A 21,791-nucleotide genomic window follows, 5' to 3' on the forward strand; every position below is an offset into this window, starting at 1 on the left:
ACTACCTTCAATGTAGTTTCTCCGAGTCTCTATTCAAATTAATCTATTTATAAGGCTTACACCATCCCTTACTCGCTTTAAAAATCAATTAATCCTACTCTTCTCTTCATAGAATCACTATATTAAATTCTTGAATATATTATACATATAAAGAAGATTTCATGTCAATATAGAATTTTATTAACACTTATCCACCCACTAGCAATATAATATTATCTAGACTTATTTTATTTAAAGAGGAGTAATTATGGAGAAAACAAGTGTCATTGTAATAGGATGTAATTCTATTAGTTTTCTGATTACCCAGATTCAAGATAATGGCTATTTTAAAATAATTGACGAGCTAAATTCTCCAATAAGACTTTACTATGACTTAATTCTAAACAATAAAATATCTAATATAAAACTTGAAGAAACCTTATCTATCTTAAGAAGTTATAAATCTCTTTCTAAAATTCATGGATCAAGGGAACCTATAGTATTCTCTACAAGTTTTTTAGAAAAATCAAAAAACAAAGATGAATTTGTAAAAGTTATAAACGAAAATTTAGATATGGAGGTTACCATTTTAAATGATTTAGATATAATTTATTATAATTATCTGGCAGTAGTAAATAGCATTGATTTAAATAATGCACTACTGGTAGATATCTCAGGAGAATCAACTCATATATCATGGATGCTTAACGGAGCAATTAAAGATAGTTTTACTCTACCTCTAGGCACATTGAATTTATCCTATGCTTTTAATTTGGAAGATAAAATATTAAAAGAAGATTTAGATAATGCTATTTTATATATTAAAAAGGAACTAAGCAAAATAAATAAATTTAAAGGAATAAAACTTAACAACATTGTTGGAACTGGAAAAACTATACACTCCATAGCAAACCTAGATAAAGAAAGAAAAAAATACCCTTTAGACATTATTCACAATTATACTACAACAGATATTGATATTCAGGATATATATAATTTACTAAAATGCAAGAGTCTTGCTCAGAGAAAACGACTTTATAAGCTTACTCCCTGCATGGCAGATATAATAGTAGGTGGTGCTCTTATTTTGAAAGAGATAGTTTCTTATTACGATATATCCAACATACTTATTTGTGGGCGTGGTCTAAAAGAAGGCATTATATTTGATTATGTATATAAAAACTATTGTCCTGTTTCAAACATTCTAGATTATAATCTCTATGGTATTATGGAAAATTTAAATATAAATAAATCCCATGCAGAAAAACTTTACTATACTACAAAAGAATTATTTACTGCACTAAAACCTCTTCATCACCTAGATGATGGTTATCATAATATAATAAAAACTGCATCTTATCTACATGATAGTGGTATAAGCGTTGATTACTACAATTATCACAATCATTCATTTTATATGATATTAAATTCTTATATTAGCGGATTAACTCATAGAGAATTACTTATTAGTTCTGCAATTGTTGCTTCTCCAAAAAATAGCAGTTATAACTTTCTATCTCCTACCTATGGAGTTTTAATAAATAAACTTGATATAAAAGCTATTGATAAAATAGGCGTTCTTCTGAGTATAGCCGAAGGATTAAATGAAAGTTTTGAAGATTCTATAGAAAACATTGAAGTTAGTATAAAAGAAAACTCAGTAATTATTATAATATCTTCAAAATTGGATTTAAAATTTCAAATTAATCGAGCAATGAATGCTTCTAGAATGTTTCATGAGATTTATGATAAGAATTTGCTAATCTATAAAAAATAAGACAGACTGCCTAAATGGTTAATATAAATTAACCTTTAGACAGCCTGTCTTATTTCAAACTAGCTCTTAAAAACATTGTTTTCATCCCTAGTTTTGTGAATTTTGTTTCATACTCCGTCATTATATTCTCTTTAAAATCCGAACTATGTAGGTCATAAGTTAAAAATTCTATCTCGAATCCACTTTCTTTAAAATATTCCTGAGAATCATTAAAAAGATCCGTATCATCTGTCTTAAACCATACTTCAGAGCCAACTTTTAAGAATTTCTTATACTCTTCTAAAAACCTTGAATGAGTAAGTCTTCTTTTATTATGCCTATCCTTTGGCCACGGATTACAAAAGTTTATATATATTTTTTCAATTTCATCCTTATCAAAAAGCTCACTAACAAAGCTAATATTTAATGCAACCAATCTTCCATTTGTTATTTCAGAGTACTCTTCTACCTTTCTTAGAGCGTATACAAGCACCTCATCTTTTAAATCTATAGCCACATGATTAACTTCCGGATATCTTAAGCAATTTTGTGTTAAGAATCCTCCTCTACCACAGCCTAGTTCTAGATGTATAGGATTATTATTACGAAATTCCTCTTTCCATCTTCCCTTTAATTCTCTTGGGTTATTTATAAACAATTTATTTTCTTCAAGTTCAGGTCTAGCCCACCACTTTTTTCTAAGTCTCATGTTTTTCCTCCTAGGTTAATATAACAATCCTAACACTGGATTAACTATCATTATAATAAACTTCATAACATATACAACCGGTACATGTATAAATCTAAAACCACCAACAACTAATAATGCTAATATTACCATCTGATATTTATATATTGACTCGCTAATACTGTAGAAAAACTTTGGTTTTAAATCTCTTAATACCCAAAAGCCATCTAATCCAGGTATTGGTAATAAGTTAAATACAAATAACGAAACATTAATAGAAAAAACCCCATCTAACATCTCTGCTAACACATTCGAAATCGAAGCAGGTAATAAGCCTGTTTTTGTTTGAAAAATTACAAATAGTCCATAACACAAATATCCCAAAAAGGCTAACACTAAATTTGCTAATGGCCCTGCTAGACTTACTTTTAAATCGTCCTTATAATAATTTTTAAAAGCTGAAGGATTTGTTTCAACTGGCTTTGCCCATCCAAACCCAGCAATTAAAATAAGTAATGTCCCTAAAGGATCGATATGACTCATTGGATTAAGGGTAAGTCTTCCTTGAAATCTTGGTGTTTTATCTCCCAACATATCAGCTACCTTTGCATGAGCAAACTCATGAAATGTAAAAGCTAAAAGTATAGCTGGAATAATTAGAATTTTGTTATATATTATATCCATAAAATTGAAACTATTCATTAAATCTATATTCCTCTCCTAAAAAGTATTCTGAATGGTATTATACCATAAATTTTTTGAAATTTGAATTTATAATCTAAAGACTTCTGTAGATTTCCCACAGAAGTCTTTTATAGCTCACCAATTTTCATTATTTTACTACTTTGATAGACTTGTTAAATATATCTTGCCATTATCAGAACTTAAAATAACTTTATTGTTTACAGATATAAACTTTCCTTTATAACTTACACTTTCTGATGTTGTAAGATTTTTAACTTTTCCATCTAAACTATCATTAACTAGAAACTCACCTTTATCATTAACATATATATCTGTAGAATTCTTTGGTTTATCTAGCTGAGTTACTTTCCACGTAGCAAACTTTTGATTAAGAGTTCCAGAAAAGATTTTAGTTACTTTATCTTCAATCTCTTCGCCCATATATACTACTCCATTACTATCCCTTGCCAAAAGCGTCAAGTTACTTGAATTTGTAATATTGATTTTTGATGCTTTACCATTTGTATATTCATAAAATCTTTTAGCTTTTTTATCTTGATAAATTATAGAATCACTGCTAGGGGATACTTTCATTTCTCCCATAGCGGAAATGTTGCTTCCAATACTCTCCACATTTTTTTCTATATTTATTCTATAAATAACTGCATTATTCCCACCTTTACTCACAGATACAAAAGTGACTCCAGAAAGAGTTGTAGTTTCAATTGCATCAACTTGCATTCCACTCTTGTAATCACACACTTTTTCATTTTCTGTAATTTGAGATTCTGTTTTGTTCTTTGCATCATAATTAATAACGTTAATTACATTTTTCTTGCTTGAACTTGTTACCTTTTCTGCTATTGTTAATCTATTTCTATCTGGCAACCATTCACTATTTAATACTTCTCTATTACCTTTATTAGTTATTATCTCTTCTGAAGTACCTGTCTTTGTATCTAAAAGATAGAACTTACTGTCAACGAAATATGATATATATTTACCATCATAAGAACTTTGAATCTTTTTTGCTCCTTGTGGTATTGATAAGTCAGCTTTACTACCAACAACATCTTCTTTAACTTCTTTCAGTTGAAACTCAGAAGAATGTTTTAAATATACTTTATCTAAATATAATAGAGCTGCTACTTGCATCATTATAGAAAGCAAAGCCCATACTATAATTCTTTTGAATCCTTTCATAAATCATACCTCTCTCACTTATTTAACTATAACAGCAGTTGGTATATATCTTTCACCAAATGCGTAGGAAGGTGTATTTACAACTTCATCATTATAGTACATTGTAGCAGACTTACCTCCATCTAATGTAGCCGCTGTTACACAACCTAAATCAAGCATTATTTCCTGAGCTTCATCTAAAGTCGCTGCAATTCTATTATTATTTTTTGAATCTAAAACTACTAACAAAATGCTTCCATCTTGTTTTTGCCCAATTATTGTTCTTGGAGAAGACCCTCCCATATGATATTGTAATTTTGCTGCTTTTCCATTACTAACCAAAATATCCGTATTAAAACTTACAGCTTCAGAAGCACCTTTTGACAATAATTCTTTTGTAGTATAATTACCTGCAACTAAGCGTCCATCCTTTGTCATAAGTATAGTACCTTGTTTACTACCTGAAGTATCATCATAGATAACTTTACCACCTGTTATAATTACACCTGAAGGAGTACCTCCATTAGCAGTCCATGCCTGCGAATTTGCTTCATCTGAAAAAGCTCCCCCATTAACTCCAGCTACTGCCTTATTGTTTTCGGCTATTTGTGATGTAGTTTCTCCTTCTTTTTTTAGCTTTGATGTATATCCTATTTTAATTCTTGTAGGATCACTAACAGTAAGAACATGTCCACGAAATTTATCATTATTCTCTAAAGTGGCATATTTTATATTATCATCATGATTCTTTGGTATGCTTATTAAACCTGAACCATCTGTCGATACATCTTCTTCTACTTCACTTTTCCCCAATATCTTGTTAATTTGCTCTTTAGAAAGAAAAGTAGTTGCTAACCACTGATAATGCATTGACCCCATAGCTCCACCAACAAACATTGATTTTGCATTTTGAAAAGGCCCATAAAATAATATAAAAGGAGCTGTTATAACTGTAAAAAACAATTGAAATATCATAAATCCTATAAGTAACTTCCAACTAAATTTTCTAATTACTCTATTATCTTTCTTAATCTTCCTTCTAACCTTTTTCTCCATTCAATTCCTCTCCATCTAATTTGCTTATTTTGCAAATTATTTGTTTGCTTTATTATATAATTATTACTTAATTATATCAATAAAAGTAATTTTTTTTTAATATTTGACTTTATTTTAAACATACTTTTTAATTATACTTCTATTTTTTATTATTGTAAAATATTATTATTTTTATCATTTACTTTTATTTGTAATAATTTCTAATTAATAGTACCAACCCATTCTTGATTAGTATAAAAACAAAAAGGTATAGTAGATCAGTTAAACGTTCTCTACTATACCATATAAATTACCTAATAGGTCTTATTATTATAAATTGCATTTATTTAAATGCCCTTTTAAAATATCTGCCGATTTTTTAAGTTTATCTTTTTCTATATCACTTAAAGGCATTTCTATAACACTTTTTGCTCCATTTCTATCAACTATAGTTGGAACAGCTAAATAAATATCCTCTATTCCATATTGCCCTTCAAAAAGACTAGAAACTGTTAAAATACTATTTTCATCTCTAAATATAGCTTCAACTATTCTATTAACTGCTAGCCCAATTGCAAAATAGGTAGCCTTCTTTCTACTTATTATTTCATATGCAGCATTTTTTACATCATTTTCTATTACCGTCTTTATATCTTCATCCCATTGCAAATTAGTTTGACTCGAATATTTTTCGAAGCTTTCACCTGAAATGCTAGAACTACTCCAAGTTACTACTTCACTATCTCCATGCTCACCCACGACATAACCATGAATGTTATTGTTATTTACTTGAAAGTACTTTCCTAAAACATATTTTAATCTTGATGTGTCTAAGACTGTACCTGAGCCTATTACCCTTTCCTTTGGGAAACCAGATAATTTATAAGTTATATAAGTTAAAACATCAACAGGATTTGATACAACTAATAATATAGATTCCGGGCTATATTTCACTATGTCAGGTATAAAGCCTTGAAATATCTTATGATTCTTTTCTATAAGATCTAATCTAGTTTCACCTTCTTTTTGTCCTGCTCCTGCTGTAATTATAACTATATCCGAATCCTTTGTTTCGCTAAGCCCTCCTGCGTAAATGTTTACTGGCTTAACAAAGGATGTTCCATGAACTAAATCCATTACCTCGCCTAGCGCTTTATCCATATTAATATCATATATACATATCTCAGTAGCTATACCACTATTCATTAAAGCATATGCTGTAGTTGCCCCAACAAATCCTGCACCAATTATTGATATTTTTCTTTTTCCATCTTGAAACATAACTAATCCTCCTTTGTACTTCTTTTCTTATATTTATCATAATACCACATATTTATTAATTTTCCTCCTAATTTTAACATAAACTATATTAGAAAAATAAAATAAAATTTAATATTTACTTTATACCATTATGCTATTAATATAATTAATGGACTATAAACTCTAAAATTGGAGGTGCAATATGAATATAAATATAATTGGTGTCCCTTTATTCTATGGTTGTGATAAACCTGGAGTGGAGCTTGGACCTGACACACTAAGAGAGAATGGACTTGTTAATATTTTTTCTAAGACTCATTCAGTAGATGACTTAGGAAACATTCAAATAAATGATGTGCACTCAAATGATAAATTCATAAAAAGTAAAAAAATGAAGTATCTAAGTGAAATATTAAACAGTAGTGAACTTTTAGCTAATTCTGTATGGAACACTTTAAAGGACAATAAATTTCCATTAGTTATAGGTGGGGATCATGCTTTAGCCCTCGGTAGTGTAGCTGCAGCTGGGGAATTTTACAAGGATGATTTTGCTGTGATATGGATTGACGCTCATGGTGATCTCAATACAGAAATTACATCACCTTCAGGCAACGTTCACGGAATGCCTCTAGCTGCTTCTATGGGAGTTGGATACGACAGCCTTACTTCTATATTTTCTAAAAATGTAAAAGTATCAATGGAAAATGTTTTTATAATAGGTGCTAGAGATTTAGATCAAGGTGAATTAGATTTGATAAAATTAAACAACTTAAACGTATGGACAATGAACAATATTAAAGAAAAAGGGTTGGATAATTGCCTACAAGAAGTTATAGATATTATTAACAAAAAAAATATATCAAATATCCATTTAAGTTTCGATATAGACTCGATTGACCCCTCCTTTGTGCCTGGTACTGGTACTCCTGTAAGTGATGGCTTAACAATAGAAGGCGGAAAAAAAATATTACGTAATATATTACAAACAAAAAAAGTAAAATCTATGGATTTTGTAGAGTTTAATCCTCTACTTGATAGAGATAACATTTGCTTAAATAGTTGCATATCTCTTCTAAATACTATTAGTGATTCACTATAGTTCCTAAATATTAATTTATGATATAATAAAATTATTATTACAATAATCTTTAGGAGGAAGAAAATGAAATTACTAATTTTCGATACAGAAACTACTAGTATAAAACCTGGTCACATATGCCAGTTAAGCTATATTACAATAGATGCTTCAGCTAAACCTCAAAAAACAGAAGGAAAAAACTTTTTTATAACAGTAGATGAAATGGATTCTTCTGCACAAGCGATTCATGGCTTTTCATTAGAAAAATTATACGAGCTTTCTGATGGTAAGTATTTCGAGGATTTACTTGAAGAGTTTGAAGATGATTTTAGCCAAGCTGATTTTGTTATAGGTCATAATGTTAATTTCGATATAAAGTTTTTAAAGCATGAACTTGAAGGTATGGGGATTGACTATATGCCAAAAAACACTTTCTGTACAATGAACTATTATAAAGATATATGCAAAATCTTGCGTCCTAATGGAGACTATAAAAACCCAAAACTTGAAGAAGTTATATCTTTCTTAAATATAAGCAAAGATCAAATTTCAGCTAAAGCTGATCAATTATTTCAAGGTAGTGGTGATTATCATGATGCAAGATTTGATACTGCCGCAACATATTTGCTAATCATTGAAGGTATGAAACAAGGATATATTCCACCAGGATATTTTAGTTCAAGAAAATAGATATAATAAGAGGTTATCTACTACTAGATAACCTCTTATTAATTAATTTTTAAAGTTATTACTATTTTCAATTCTTTCCTTAACCGTTGGATGATCATACGCTAACCATTTGTATAATCCATTAACATCAACAGGTGTTAAATTACTTTCCACAAATCTTAATTCTAATAAACCATTTGTTAAATTATCCCCAGTTATCCTCATTGCAAACTCGTCAGCTTCTACTTCTGCCTTTCTTGAATAGGCACTTTCAATAGGCATAATTAAGATAGATATTATATTTATTATCAAAAGTATTTTAGGGATATTTTCAATTTTCCTATAGTCCTTTCCTTTATTTTTTGTCATTAATATATGAATTGATAGTATTAATAATACTATCCCTATCAATTCAAAAATCATCGACTTTTGAATATGATTAAGCTTGTAATGTCCCATTTCATGTGCTGCTACCGATAATATTTCTTTGTCACTTAACTTATTTAATGTTGTATCCCAAAATACAATTCTTCTACTATTATGTATTCCTGTCATATAGGCATTCATACTTCCAGTTTTATGGCTTTTAGGAATAACTTTAATCTCTAAATTTTCAATTCCTGCATCTTTTGATAGCTCTAAAATTTTATCTTTTAGTCCACCACCTTCCATATCAACAAGATCATTCTCTATTTCATCAATATAAGGATAAACATAATTGCTAACCAAACTAATTGCTACAAGTATAGCTGATACCCATATATACCATCTTTTCTTATTTATAAAAATCAAATATATAATAACGGCTATAGGTAAAGTTAGCAATAAATCTTCTCCTATTCCCTTTGCAAAATCACCCAAAAAATCAAAAAAACTTTGATTGCTTAACCCTACCAACTTCGCTCTATAAAAACTACTAAATAATATTTTAGGAAAAATCAATATTTCAGATAATGCTCCATATAAAATACACAATACTCCTCCTTCTACTATCTTTTTCCTAAAATTTGCTTTCTTAATTACTTCAATTCCTCCAAAGTAATAAAATAATACCGGAATGGATAAGTTAATTAAAATTCCACTATAAAAATAAACCTGTGAAAATTCATAATTAACTTCTACCTTACTAGGTGTAGCAGGCACCTGAATCTTTCCATCCTCAACAATTTGTTCAATTTTAACCTCCTCTAGTAAATTACTTTTGTTCTTATACTCTAAAAACATAGTTATACAAAATAATATAACAAATATTAAAGCAAATCCTACCATCGTTCTTATAAGAAATTTCTTCATCACATCTCCTCCATCCACTTCTATATATATTACTATCTTAAAGAAATAATCCTTAAAAAGCTAATGTAAACATTTAATTTTATTTTTCATATTTATTGTTACTTTTCCAAATATTATGTATAATTAACTTATAACTATTTAGGAGGTCTTATTTATGAATTTCACTACTAGAAACTTTTTCTTATTTCTATTATCCTTTATAGGCTTGTCTGCTTGTTTCACATTTTTGTTTCAACGAATCTATATAAGCATACCAATAGGTCTTTTTTTATCTATATGCATGTTTTATGATCCAAAGAAATATGAAGCCGCTAAAAAAAAATTTGAGAAAAAACAAACTTCTAATGAAAATATTCATAATTAATGTTAATTAAAGCACCAATTACTAAAACTTTATAGTAACTGGTGCTTATTTTATTTAGTTATTATTTTCTTGTAACCTTCACATAGTTCTTTATCCATTGCAGGAACATCTTGTAATGGATATTTCATATTCATTCCCTCATACTTATTTACACCCAAAAGATGATATGGTAATAGTTCTACTTTCTCTACATTTGGAATATCTAATATATACTCATTAAATGCTCTTATATGCTCTTCTCCATCTGTAAATCCTGGCACTACCACATGCCTAATCCACATTTTCGTATTATTCTTCTTCATAGCTTCTAAGAATTTCAATGATTCGTCCATTTCCATTAACGTTATGTTTTTATAACCTTCCCTAGTTATATCTTTTATATCAAAAAGAACTAAGTCAGTATACTTTAAGATTTCATCATAATTTCCAAATCCATATCCGGCTGTATCAATACAAGTGTTTATACCATTTTCCTTACAAAGTTTAAGCACTTCTAAAAGAAAATCTGGCTGTCTTAGAGGATCTCCTCCTGAAAAAGTAACTCCTCCTCCACTTCTTTGAAAATAAGGTTTAAAGCTTTCAATTTTTTTTACCAGCCTTTCAGCTGTATATTCTTCCCCACCATCCATAGCCCATGTATCTGGATTATGGCAGTACTTGCACCTTAACGCACATCCTTGAAAAAACACTACCACTCTAATTCCAGGCCCATCTACAAGACCCATTGATTCTATTGAATGTATTCTTCCTATAGCCATATCTTCCTCCATTAATAACTCTAACTTTTTAATACTCTTTATTATAACATATCATAGTATATGGAAAGGTGAAAGAATAATAAAACAAAATTCTTTCACCTTTCTATAATTTTTATATTTATTTACATACTCTTATGGAATGTTCTACTTATTACTTCTAATTGTTGTTCTTTAGTTAATCTATTGAAGTTAACTGCATATCCAGAAACCCTTATAGTTAAAGTAGGATATTTTTCTGGATTTTCCATTGCATCTATTAGTGTTTCTCTATTTAGTACATTAACATTTAAATGATGTGCACCTTGTACAAAGTATCCATCTAAAATAGATACTAGATTATTAAGTCTTTGCTCATCTTCTTTTCCTAAAGCATCTGGTATTATAGAAAAAGTGTTAGAAACTCCATCTTGACACACCTCATTATACGGAATTTTAGCAACTGAATTTAAAGATGCCAATGCTCCATTTATATCTCTACCATGCATTGGATTAGCCCCTGGTGCTAATGCTTCTCCAGCTTTTCTACCATCTGGAGTTGAACCTGTTTTCTTTCCATACATAACATTTGAAGTTATAGTAAGTGCTGATAATGTATGATGTGCATCTCTATATAAAGGATGCTTTTTAAGTTCTGATGAGAACTTAGTAACTAATTCTACCCCTAAATCATCTGCTCTATCATCATCATTACCGTACTTAGGGAAATCTCCTTCAGTAGTAAAATCTATTGCTATACCTTCTTCATTTCTAATTGGTTTTACCTTAGCATATTTTATAGCTGATAATGAATCTACAGCTACAGATAAACCTGCTATACCAAAAGCCATAAGTCTTTCTACTTGTGTATCATGTAAAGCCATTTGACCTGCTTCATAAGCATATTTATCATGCATGCAGTGTATTATATTCATTGTATCTACATAAAGCTTGGCTACATATTCTAAAACTTTATTGTAATTTTCTCTAACCTTATTAAAGTCTAGAAGTTCATCTGTAAGTTTTTCTATTCCTGGAACTACTTGAATACCCTTCTTTTCATCAACACCACCATTTATTGCATATAGAAGTGATTTTGCAACGTTACATCTAGCTCCAAAGAACTGCATTTGCTTACCAACCTTCATAGCAGATACACAACATGCTATAGCATAATCATCACCATATATTGGTCTCATTACATCATCATTCTCATATTGAATAGAATCAGTTTTTATTGAAATTTTAGCACAATACTTCTTAAAGTTTTCTGGTAAGTTTTGAGACCATAAAACTGTAAGATTTGGTTCTGGTGCTGTATCTAAATTTATTAAAGTATGTAAATATCTAAAAGAGTTTTTTGTAACTAATGACTTTCCATTGATGCCTACTCCTCCGATTGATTCTGTTACCCATGTTGGATCTCCTCCAAATAATTCATTATACTCAGGAGTTCTTAAATGTCTAACTAATCTTAACTTGATTATAAATTGATCGATTAATTCTTGAGCTTCTTTTTCTGTAATAATTCCTGCTGCCAAATCTCTTTCAATATAAATATCTAGGAAAGTAGAAGTTCTTCCAAGTGAAGTTGCAGCACCGTTATTTTCTTTTACTCCAGCTAAATATCCAAAATATAAAGCTTGTACAGCTTCTGCTGCTGTAGCTGCTGGCTTAGATATATCTATACCATATTTTAACGCCATAGATTTAATAGCTTTTAAGGCTCTAATTTGTTCTGAAACCTCTTCTCTCTTTCTTACCAATTCATCAAGCATATCTCCATGCATGATATCACTATCTAAATCTTTCATTTTTTCTTCTATTAAGAAATCAATTCCATAAAGAGCTATTCTTCTATAATCTCCTATTATCCTACCTCGTCCGTATGCATCTGGAAGTCCAGTTAAAAGCCCAGCGGATCTTGCTAGTCTTATTTCTTTTGTATATGCATCAAAAACACCTTCATTATGTGTTTTTCTATAATTTGAAAAATGTTTTTTTATGTCTGAATCTAATTCGTAACCATATTCCTTCAAAGAACTTTCTACCATCCTCATCCCACCAAAAGGATTCACAATTCTTTTAAGTGGTGCATCTGTTTGAAGCCCTACAATTACTTCATTTTCTCTATCTATATATCCTGGTTCATAGTTGTCTATCCCAGATACTCTATCTGTTGCTACGTCTATTATTCCTTTTTTTATTTCTTCCACTATTAAAGCATGGGCTTTGCTCCATACTTTATCAGTTTTTTCAGTAGTTCCTTCTAAGAAACTTCCATCACCTTCATATAATTTATAATTCTTCTGTATAAAATTTCTTACGTCAATTCTTTCTTGCCAAGTTCCTTCTTTAAAACCATTCCATTGAATATACATTTTTATTTCCTCCTTTTGTTGATAATTAATATCAATAATAGTATTATATATTATATCTACCATAATTTAAAGTGATTTAAATCACAATTTTTTATTTATATAAATATTATCTCTTTCGTCAAATTAAGCAAAATTTTTGTATACTACTTTTACTAAAAATAGTATAATTATAATAAATATAAATTTGTAATATAACTGGTAGGTGTTTAACGTGAGAAAAATTATAAAATTAATATTTATTCCAGCTATTTTAATCAGTGCTTTTGTAGCATATGAGGTGCTTTCATATTATGATTTCTTTAGCGATGAAGTAACAATAAGAAATAACGTATTGTCATCCTATCTTTTACCAGATGATGACTTTAAGAGCGTATATAAAGCTCAACTGTATTTTGATTATATGCCTGTATCTGAAGTTTCTAATGTTACTTTTAACATTTTAAGCGATCATAATATAAAAAATGTCCCTGTGCTTTTAAAAGCACAAAGGTATTACATTCCAGTATCATACATATCAAAAAAATTAGGTTATACTGATCTTAACACTGATCAATTGTGTTCACTACAAAATAATTCAACTAAAATCTTGATCAGTAGCAACTCATTTACAAAAAATAATATTACTGGTTCGCTCAGAGGAAATTTACTATATAAAGATAACGAACCTTATATCTCTATCTCTGATATAGAAGAAATTTTCAACTTATTTGCTGTTTTTAACTTTCAAACAAATAGCATTAGTTTGTTATCTTCTGATGTGAAAGCCCCTAAAGAAATACCGCTTCAAGACAATCAAGATATTGCATTATTTAGATTCGAAGATTTTGCTTGTGGTGATTCAAATTTGGTCGACAAAAATCAAACAAAAGTCAAAATTATGGCAAGCTATTTATATTCTCAAGGAATTAAATTTCATATAGGTTGGATTCCTAGATTTAAGGCTCCTGTTGATAATATAGATAATGATTTGCTGGAGAATAATAATATTACTAATGTAGGATTTATTAATATCCTTGATTACTTACTTAATAAAGGATGTGAAATAGGATTACACGGATATACTCATCAGCATGGAGATGAAAGAAGTGCTGTTGGTGAAGAAATGTCCAAAACTGTCAATAGTGATGAAAAATCCACTAGACAAGTTATTGAAAAGGGCATTGATACTGCAAGTGCACTAAATATACCAATAAGCTTTTATGAGAGTCCTCATTATAGAGATACTCCATTTCAACAAAAAATAATAGGCGAATATTTTAGGTACGTCTATGAACCTTATGATAATTCAAAGAAAAATATTTACAAAACTAAGAGTGGTAATCTCTTTGTTCCAACCCCTCTAGGTTTTGTAGAAAACGGAAGTTCAGCAAGTATAACTAATGGTCTTGCTTCTAATGACCCTGAAGTGTTAAAAAGTTTCTTTTATCATCCATCTATAGAAGTTGACTACATCGACTTTAATACAAATAATGATAAACTTAACTATACGCTAAAAGATGATTCTCCAATGAAAACTATAGTTAAATCCATAAAAGATAATAACTGTGCCACAATACATGTAGATGAACTAAAAAAATCTAATAAATAATAAAAATAAAAGATTCTCTCTTCTAGTGATTTTTAAATCCTAAAAGATGAGAATCTTTCTACTTAACTATGTATAAAAAAAGTGGACTCAATCGAATCCACTTTTCTTTGTTTTACTCTAAATTTGTATATCCAATTAAACTAAAATCAACTTCTTTTGCAACTTCTCGCCCCTCTCTAATTGCCCAAACAACTAAAGACTGACCCCTATGCATATCACCTGTTACAAAAATCCCCTCAACACTTGTCTTATATTTTCCAGACTCAGTTAGTACATTAGTACGTCCATCCACAGCTACATTAAAAGCTTTTGTAACATAGTTTTCACTTCCTAAAAAACCTGCAGCTATAAGAACCAAATCAGCTTCTATCTCATATTCTGATCCTGGTATTTCTACCATCTTTATTCTACCTGTTTCTTTATCTTTCTTACTCTCAAGCTTAACTAACTTTACCTTACAAACTTCACCTGCTTCATTAGCTACAAACTCCTTTACTGTAGTTTGATAAACTCTAGGATCATGTCCAAATACAGCAATATTTTCTTCTTGTCCATAGTCTGTTTTACAAACTCTAGGCCATTCTGGCCAAGGGTTATTTTCCGCTCTCTGATCTGGCAATTTTGGCATCATTTCTAGTTGAGTTACTGATGCTGCTCCATGCCTAATAGATGTTCCAACACAGTCATTTCCAGTATCTCCACCACCAATTACAATAACCTTCTTACCCTTAGCTGATATAAACTTACTATCTTGCAAATTCGAATTTAAAAGACTCTTTGTGGTCGACTTTAGAAAATCCACTGCAAAATATATTCCTTTAGCTTGTCTTCCTGGAACTTTAATATCCCTTGGATTTGATGAACCACAAGCTAGTATAATGCTGTCATATTCCTTCTTTAACTTTGCAACCTTAATGTTTACACCAACATTTGCATTAGTTACAAAATTAACGCCTTCTTCTTTCATTATAGAAACTTTTCTTTCTATAACACTTTTTTCAAGTTTCATATTTGGGATTCCATACATAAGTAATCCACCAATACGATCTTCCCTTTCATATACTGTTACATCATGTCCACGCTTGTTTAACTGATCTGCAGCTGCAAGACCTGATGGTCCAGACCCCACAATTGCAATCTTCTTTCCTGTTCTAACCTTTGATTTTTTAACTTCAACAAAACCATTTTCGTAAGCATTTTCAATAATACTTAACTCATTTTCCTTAATAGAAACCGGAGAAGAGTTAATTCCTGAAGTACAAGCTGCCTCACAAGGAGCTGGACATACTCTTCCTGTAAACTCTGGGAAGTTATTTGTTTTTAATAAACGCTTATATGCTTGATCCCAATTATCACCAAATATTAAATCATTCCATTCTGGAATTAAGTTATGCAAAGGACATCCTGTAGTAGCTCCTTTTATTGTCATTCCTGATTGACAAAATGGCACTCCACAATCCATACAACGAGCTCCTTGCGCTTTTCTTTTGTCTTGTGACAGTGGTGTATGAAATTCATTAAAATTCTTTATTCTTTCCTTTGGATCTATAGCTAAACTATTTTCACGTTCAAATTCTAAAAAGCCTGTTGGTTTTCCCATGTTATTCTCTCCTATCTCTTTGTATTAGCATAAAATGCTTCAATTTGTGCTTGTTCACTGCTAAGTCCCTTTTCTTCCATTTGAACTGTTGTCATAAGCATACGCTTATAATCATATGGGATTACCTTTTTAAACTTTGGTAAGTACTCTCCAAAATTCTCTAGTATCTCTTTACCTTTTTTAGAATTAGTATGTTTTACATGTTCTTCAATAATTTCTTTTAATTCTAAAACGTCATACTTAGAAGTAACTCCTTCAGTTGAAACAAGCTCCTTATTTAGCTTCTTGTATAAATCTCTGTCTTCATCTAATACATAAGCAATTCCACCGCTCATACCAGCAGCAAAGTTTTTACCTGTTCTACCAAGTACAATAACACGTCCACCAGTCATATATTCACAACCGTGTTCCCCAACTCCTTCAACAACTGCCGTTGCTCCTGAGTTACGTACACAGAATCTCTCTCCTGCAACACCATTTATAAATACTTTACCACTAGTAGCACCATATAGTGCAACATTACCTATTATAATATTTTCATCTTCTTTGAATCTAGCTCCCTTTGGCGGATAAACCACTATCTTTCCTCCAGATAGACCTTTTCCTAAATAGTCGTTACTATCTCCAACAAGTTCAAGTGTTAATCCCTTTGGAATAAATGCTCCAAAACTTTGTCCACCACTACCATTACACTTAACTACAAAAGTATCATCTTCTAAAGTATTATGATATTTCTTTGTAATTTCCGAACCAAATATTGTTCCAAGCGTACGATCTATATTGGTCACACCTATTTCAATAATTTTCTTTTCCTTATTATCAAGTGCAGATTTCAACTTCTTAAGCAGAATTTTTTCATCCACAGTTTTCTCAAGTTCGAAATCATATACTTGTTTATTAGCATAACTAATGTTAGCATAATTTTCTCCTATATAAGGGTTATTGATTATTCTAGAAAGATCTACTGCACTAGCAGTGCCTGTCTTAACATTTCCTTTTTGTTTTAACAGATCAGTTCTTCCTATTAACTCGTCAACTTTTCTTATTCCAAGCTTAGCCATATATTCACGTAATTCCTCTGCTACAAATCGCATAAAATTCATTACATATTCTGGCTTACCTTTAAATCTCTTTCTAAGTTCTGGATTTTGGGTTGCAACCCCAACTGGACATGTATCCAAATTACAAACTCTCATCATTACACATCCTAAAGTCACAAGCGGTGCAGTTGCAAAACCAAATTCTTCTGCTCCAAGTAAAGCTGCAACAAGTACATCTCTACCGCTCATAAGTTTACCATCAGTTTCTAGAATAACTTTTGATCTTAAATCATTCATTATTAATGTTTGATGTGTTTCTGCAACTCCAAGTTCCCATGGAAGTCCTGCATTGTATATTGAATTTCTAGGTGCAGCACCTGTACCTCCATCATAACCTGAAACAAGAATAACTTGTGCACCAGCTTTAGCAACACCAGCTGCAACAGTACCTACCCCTGCTTCTGAAACAAGTTTAACTGATATTCTAGCATCCTTATTTGCATTCTTGCAATCATATATTAATTGAGCTAAATCTTCAATTGAATATATATCATGGTGTGGTGGTGGTGATATTAATCCTACTCCAGGAGTTGAATGTCTTGTTTTAGCAACCCATGGATATACTTTACCTGCTGGTAATTGACCACCTTCACCTGGTTTAGCACCTTGTGCCATCTTTATTTGAATTTCTTTAGCACTAACTAAATATCTAGATGTAACCCCAAATCTACCTGATGCAACTTGCTTTATTGCAGAACACTTATTAAGACCATCTTTTCCAACAGTAAGTCTTTCTAAATCCTCTCCTCCTTCACCAGAATTTGATTTTCCTTGAAGTTTATTCATTGCTATTGCAAGAGTTTCATGAGCTTCCTTTGATATAGATCCATAACTCATAGCACCCGTTTTAAATCTCTTAACAATAGACTCAACGCTTTCAACTTCATCAATAGGAATTCCATTCTTAGGATAATTAAATTCTAATAAGCCTCTAAGATTCCCAATATCTGTTTCACTATTAATAAGTGAAGTATATTGTTTAAACGTTTCATAATCTCCATTACGCGTTGCTGATTGTAGAAGATGAATTGTTTGAGGATTATATAAATGCTCCTCTTTTTCACTTCTTAGCTTATGACTACCTACACTGTTTAAAGTTAAATCCACATTAAGTCCAAGTGGGTCAAAAGCTGTTGAATGAAGTTCATCTACCTGTCTCTCAATATCCTTAATAGTAATTCCTTCAATTCTACTTACGGTGTTTGTAAAGTATTTATTTATAACCTCTGAGTTAATTCCTATTGCTTCAAAAATTTGCGATCCTTGATAAGATTGAATTGTAGATATCCCCATTTTAGATGCAATCTTAACTATTCCGTGAAGTATTGCATTATTATAGTCATCTACTGCTGCATAGTAATCTTTATCAAGCATTTTATTATCAATAAGTTCTTTTATACTATCTTGTGCTAAATATGGATTAATCGCACATGCACCATATCCAAGTAAAGTTGCATAATGATGTACTTCTCTTGGCTCGCCACTTTCAAGTATCATAGCTACTGAAGTTCTCTTCTTTGTCTTAACTAAATGTTGTTGAAGCGCTGAAACTGCTAAAAGTGATGGTATTGCTACGTGATTTTCATCTACTCCTCTATCTGAAAGTATTAGAATATTAGCGCCATCTCTATATGCCCTATCAGTTTCAAGGAAAAGATGCTCAATAGCACGTTCTAATGATGTATTCTTATAATAAGTAATTGGAATTACTACTACTTTAAATCCATCTACCTTCATATTTTTTATCTTCAATAAATCAGTACTTGTAAGTATTGGATTATTGACTTTTAAAACTCTACAATTAATCGCTTCTTCTTCTAGAAGATTTCCATCTTCCCCAATATATACAGATGTTGATGTAACTATTTCTTCTCTTATAGCATCTATTGGTGGATTAGTTACTTGTGCAAAAAGCTGTTTAAAGTAATTAAATAATGGTTGTTTCATTCTAGATAAAACTGGCAGCGGACTATCCACTCCCATAGCAGCAGTTGGTTCTGCTCCTGTTTTAGCCATTGGAAGAATTGCTGTTTTTAAATCTTCATATGTATATCCAAAAGCTCTCTGAAGTCTTGCTCTCTCTTCATTCGAATATTCTTCCACTCTCTTATTTGGAATATTAAGATCCTTTAATTTTATTAAATTACTATCAAGCCATTCTCCATATGGTTGTTTATGCGCATAATGTTCTTTTAATACTTCATCGTCAATAAGCTCCCCCTTAACAGTATCAACAAGTAACATTTTACCTGGTCTTAATCTTTCTTTTACAATAATTTTAGAAGAATCAATATCAAGCACTCCTACTTCTGAAGAAAGTATTAAATAATCATCATCAGTTATATAATAACGAGATGGTCTAAGTCCATTACGATCTAATATTGCTCCCATCATATCGCCATCGCTAAAAAGTATAGAAGCTGGGCCATCCCATGGTTCCATCATTGTAGCATAATATTGATAAAAATCTTTTTTAGATTGACTTATACTATTATCTTTACTCCATGGCTCTGGTATTGTAATCATTACTGCAAGTGGTAATGGCATTCCGCTCATTACTAAGAATTCAAGCGTATTATCAAGCATTGCTGAATCTGATCCTTCTTGATTTACAACTGGAATTACTTTATGCATGTCCTTTTCTAAATATCGGGACGACATATTTTCTTCTCTCGCAAGCATTTTATCTACATTACCACGGATTGTATTAATTTCTCCATTATGAACGATAAATCTATTTGGATGAGCTCTATGCCAGCTCGGATTTGTATTTGTACTAAAACGTGAATGTACTAAAGCGATTGCTGATTCATATAATGGATTTTGCAAATCTTTGAAGAACAATCGAAGTTGTCCAACTAAAAACATTCCTTTATATACGATAGTACGACTAGATAATGACACTACATATGTATTATCGTTACTTTGTTCAAATACCCTTCGAACCACATAAAGTTTACGATCAAATTCTAATCCTTGTTCTATATCATTAGGTCTCTTCACAAAACCTTGCATTATACAAGGCATGCAATCAACAGCTTTACTTCCAAGTACTCCAGCGTCTGTTGGCACCTCTCTCCATCCTAAAAATTCTAATCCCTCTTTCTCTACAATTATCTCAAACATCTTTTTTGCTTGATTTTTCTTTAATTCATCTTGTGGAAAAAAGAACATTCCTACTCCATAATCTCTCTCAAAGCCTAAATTTATATCTAAAGACTTTACAGCTTCTAGAAAGAATTCATGTGATATTTGAAGTAATATTCCTACTCCATCACCAGTCTTACCCTCAGCATCTTTACCTGCTCTATGTTCCAAATTCTCAACAATCTTTAGGGCGTTCGCTACGGTTTCATGAGTTTTTATTCCCTTGATATTAACTACAGCCCCAATACCACAATTATCATGTTCAAATCTTGAATCGTATAGCCCACAATTTGAACCTTTTCCTATAATATCATTTTCTCTTCTCATACAACCTATCCTTTCAAGTCTCTTTCATTATAATATATAACTTTTTTTTATTTTTATAAAGATTTTAGCATAATTTCTTTATTATTTTAAGTTTCGACCTATAAATCCTTTTATAAAAATAGCAGATACCATATTAATTAAAGCACGTTTATTAGCATTCACTATATTTTTTTACGAAATTATCTAAATAAACGTATTATTATTAAGTATATTATATTAATTTTCGTCAATTAATACAATATGATTAATTTTACTTTTTTGTATTTTTAATATTCATATTCTTTATACTGACTTTCTCATCTTAATTCTAACTTAATCTTATTATTCTTATTTTAATCACACATTATTTTCATGATAAAAAGCTAACTATATCATTATGCCAATGCTATAGTTAGCTTTTTTTAATTATGCTAGCAAAATTATTTCTCCCTGATTTCTAAAATTATTTACTTTGCTCCGTATATGTCATAGTAAGCATCAATTCTAGCATTTATTTCATCATCAATTATTATATTTCCATTTATCTCTTTGTTGTACAAATATTCTCTCACCTCTGCCATAGTAACAATAGCACAAGTTTTAAATCCAAATTTTTCTCTAATTTCTTCCAACGCTGATTTTTCCCCTTGCCCTCTTTCCATCCTGTCAACCGAAATTATTAACCCAGTCACATCTACATTTCCTTGTTCTTTCAAAATAGGCATTGTTTCATAAATGGAAGTTCCTGCTGTAGTTACATCTTCAACTATAAGTATTTTATCTCCATCACCTATCTTACTTCCTAGTAGTATACCTTTATCTCCATGATCCTTTACTTCTTTCCTATTAGAACAGTAATTAACATCAATACCATACATGTCAGATAATGCTATTGTAGTTGTAACACTTAGGGGAATTCCTTTATATGCAGGACCAAAAACTACATT

General features: G+C 30.5%; 16 protein-coding genes and 1 other annotated feature (1 of these 17 cut by a window edge). Of the genes, 5 read left to right on the plus strand and 11 right to left on the minus strand.

The window, feature by feature from the left end:
- Window positions 1-119, minus strand: a binding site (T-box leader) (it extends 80 nt beyond the left edge of the window).
- Window positions 120-247: 128 nt separating this feature from the next.
- Window positions 248-1,756 (plus strand): Ppx/GppA phosphatase family protein, encoded by a 1,509-nt coding sequence (locus FAY47_RS07290; RefSeq protein WP_143316041.1) that lies wholly within the window; start codon window positions 248-250, stop codon window positions 1,754-1,756.
- Between the two features lie 49 nt (window positions 1,757-1,805).
- On the opposite strand, the gene trmB is transcribed toward FAY47_RS07290, so the two are convergent.
- The 5 genes from trmB to FAY47_RS07315 form a co-directional block, all read right to left on the minus strand.
- A complete protein-coding gene (trmB, locus tag FAY47_RS07295; protein WP_143316042.1) occupies window positions 1,806-2,444 on the minus strand; it encodes a tRNA (guanosine(46)-N7)-methyltransferase TrmB in 639 nt (212 codons plus the stop codon).
- A 15-nt stretch (window positions 2,445-2,459) separates the two neighbouring features.
- Window positions 2,460-3,125, minus strand: a complete 666-nt coding sequence (locus FAY47_RS07300) for a site-2 protease family protein (protein ID WP_243129567.1) — start codon at window positions 3,123-3,125, stop codon at window positions 2,460-2,462.
- 138 nt (window positions 3,126-3,263) lie between these two features.
- Entirely contained in the window at window positions 3,264-4,310 is a 1,047-nt protein-coding gene (locus tag FAY47_RS07305) for a dipeptidyl-peptidase IV (RefSeq protein WP_143316043.1), read from the minus strand.
- 18 nt (window positions 4,311-4,328) lie between these two features.
- Window positions 4,329-5,345 (minus strand): phosphodiester glycosidase family protein, encoded by a 1,017-nt coding sequence (locus FAY47_RS07310; protein ID WP_143316044.1) that lies wholly within the window; start codon window positions 5,343-5,345, stop codon window positions 4,329-4,331.
- A 309-nt stretch (window positions 5,346-5,654) separates the two neighbouring features.
- Window positions 5,655-6,605: an L-lactate dehydrogenase gene (locus tag FAY47_RS07315; RefSeq protein WP_143316045.1), complete on the minus strand. Its 951-nt coding sequence runs from the start codon at window positions 6,603-6,605 to the stop codon at window positions 5,655-5,657.
- A gap of 181 nt (window positions 6,606-6,786) precedes the next feature.
- Between FAY47_RS07315 and rocF the strand changes: the two genes are divergently transcribed.
- Together rocF and FAY47_RS07325 are read left to right on the plus strand one after the other, a co-directional pair.
- Complete coding sequence (gene rocF / locus FAY47_RS07320; protein ID WP_143316046.1) at window positions 6,787-7,683, plus strand: arginase; 897 nt, start codon at window positions 6,787-6,789, stop codon at window positions 7,681-7,683.
- A gap of 63 nt (window positions 7,684-7,746) precedes the next feature.
- The gene (locus tag FAY47_RS07325; RefSeq protein WP_143316047.1) at window positions 7,747-8,352 is read left to right on the plus strand and encodes a 3'-5' exonuclease; all 606 of its coding nucleotides are present in this window, start codon (window positions 7,747-7,749) and stop codon (window positions 8,350-8,352) included.
- Between the two features lie 42 nt (window positions 8,353-8,394).
- On the opposite strand, the gene FAY47_RS07330 is transcribed toward FAY47_RS07325, so the two are convergent.
- Entirely contained in the window at window positions 8,395-9,624 is a 1,230-nt protein-coding gene (locus FAY47_RS07330) for a M48 family metalloprotease (RefSeq protein ID WP_143316048.1), read from the minus strand.
- Window positions 9,625-9,778: 154 nt separating this feature from the next.
- Between FAY47_RS07330 and FAY47_RS07335 the strand changes: the two genes are divergently transcribed.
- Window positions 9,779-9,988 (plus strand): hypothetical protein, encoded by a 210-nt coding sequence (locus FAY47_RS07335; RefSeq protein WP_143316049.1) that lies wholly within the window; start codon window positions 9,779-9,781, stop codon window positions 9,986-9,988.
- 50 nt (window positions 9,989-10,038) lie between these two features.
- On the opposite strand, the gene pflA is transcribed toward FAY47_RS07335, so the two are convergent.
- Both pflA and pflB read right to left on the minus strand, forming a co-directional pair.
- On the minus strand, window positions 10,039-10,746 hold the full coding sequence (pflA, locus tag FAY47_RS07340; RefSeq protein WP_143316050.1) for a pyruvate formate-lyase-activating protein: 708 nt from the start codon (window positions 10,744-10,746) through the stop codon (window positions 10,039-10,041).
- A gap of 122 nt (window positions 10,747-10,868) precedes the next feature.
- A complete protein-coding gene (pflB, locus tag FAY47_RS07345) occupies window positions 10,869-13,103 on the minus strand; it encodes a formate C-acetyltransferase (RefSeq protein WP_143316051.1) in 2,235 nt (744 codons plus the stop codon).
- 211 nt (window positions 13,104-13,314) lie between these two features.
- Here pflB and FAY47_RS07350 point away from each other — a divergent pair, with 211 nt between their 5' ends.
- Window positions 13,315-14,691, plus strand: a complete 1,377-nt coding sequence (locus FAY47_RS07350; protein ID WP_243129568.1) for a DUF2334 domain-containing protein — start codon at window positions 13,315-13,317, stop codon at window positions 14,689-14,691.
- 112 nt (window positions 14,692-14,803) lie between these two features.
- Here the strand turns inward: FAY47_RS07350 and FAY47_RS07355 are convergent, their stop codons facing one another.
- The 3 genes from FAY47_RS07355 to FAY47_RS20870 form a co-directional block, all read right to left on the minus strand.
- The gene (locus tag FAY47_RS07355) at window positions 14,804-16,291 is read right to left on the minus strand and encodes a glutamate synthase subunit beta (protein ID WP_143316053.1); all 1,488 of its coding nucleotides are present in this window, start codon (window positions 16,289-16,291) and stop codon (window positions 14,804-14,806) included.
- Between the two features lie 11 nt (window positions 16,292-16,302).
- The gene (gene gltB / locus FAY47_RS07360) at window positions 16,303-20,865 is read right to left on the minus strand and encodes a glutamate synthase large subunit (protein WP_143316054.1); all 4,563 of its coding nucleotides are present in this window, start codon (window positions 20,863-20,865) and stop codon (window positions 16,303-16,305) included.
- 446 nt (window positions 20,866-21,311) lie between these two features.
- The coding region (locus FAY47_RS20870) for a phosphoribosyltransferase family protein (protein WP_243129569.1) at window positions 21,312-21,791 on the minus strand (480 nt) is incomplete at its 5' end.

Origin of the sequence: Clostridium sp. HBUAS56017 (assembly GCF_007115085.1) — a bacterium.
In the GTDB taxonomy this organism is placed as follows: Bacteria; Bacillota; Clostridia; order Clostridiales; family Clostridiaceae; genus Clostridium; species Clostridium cibarium.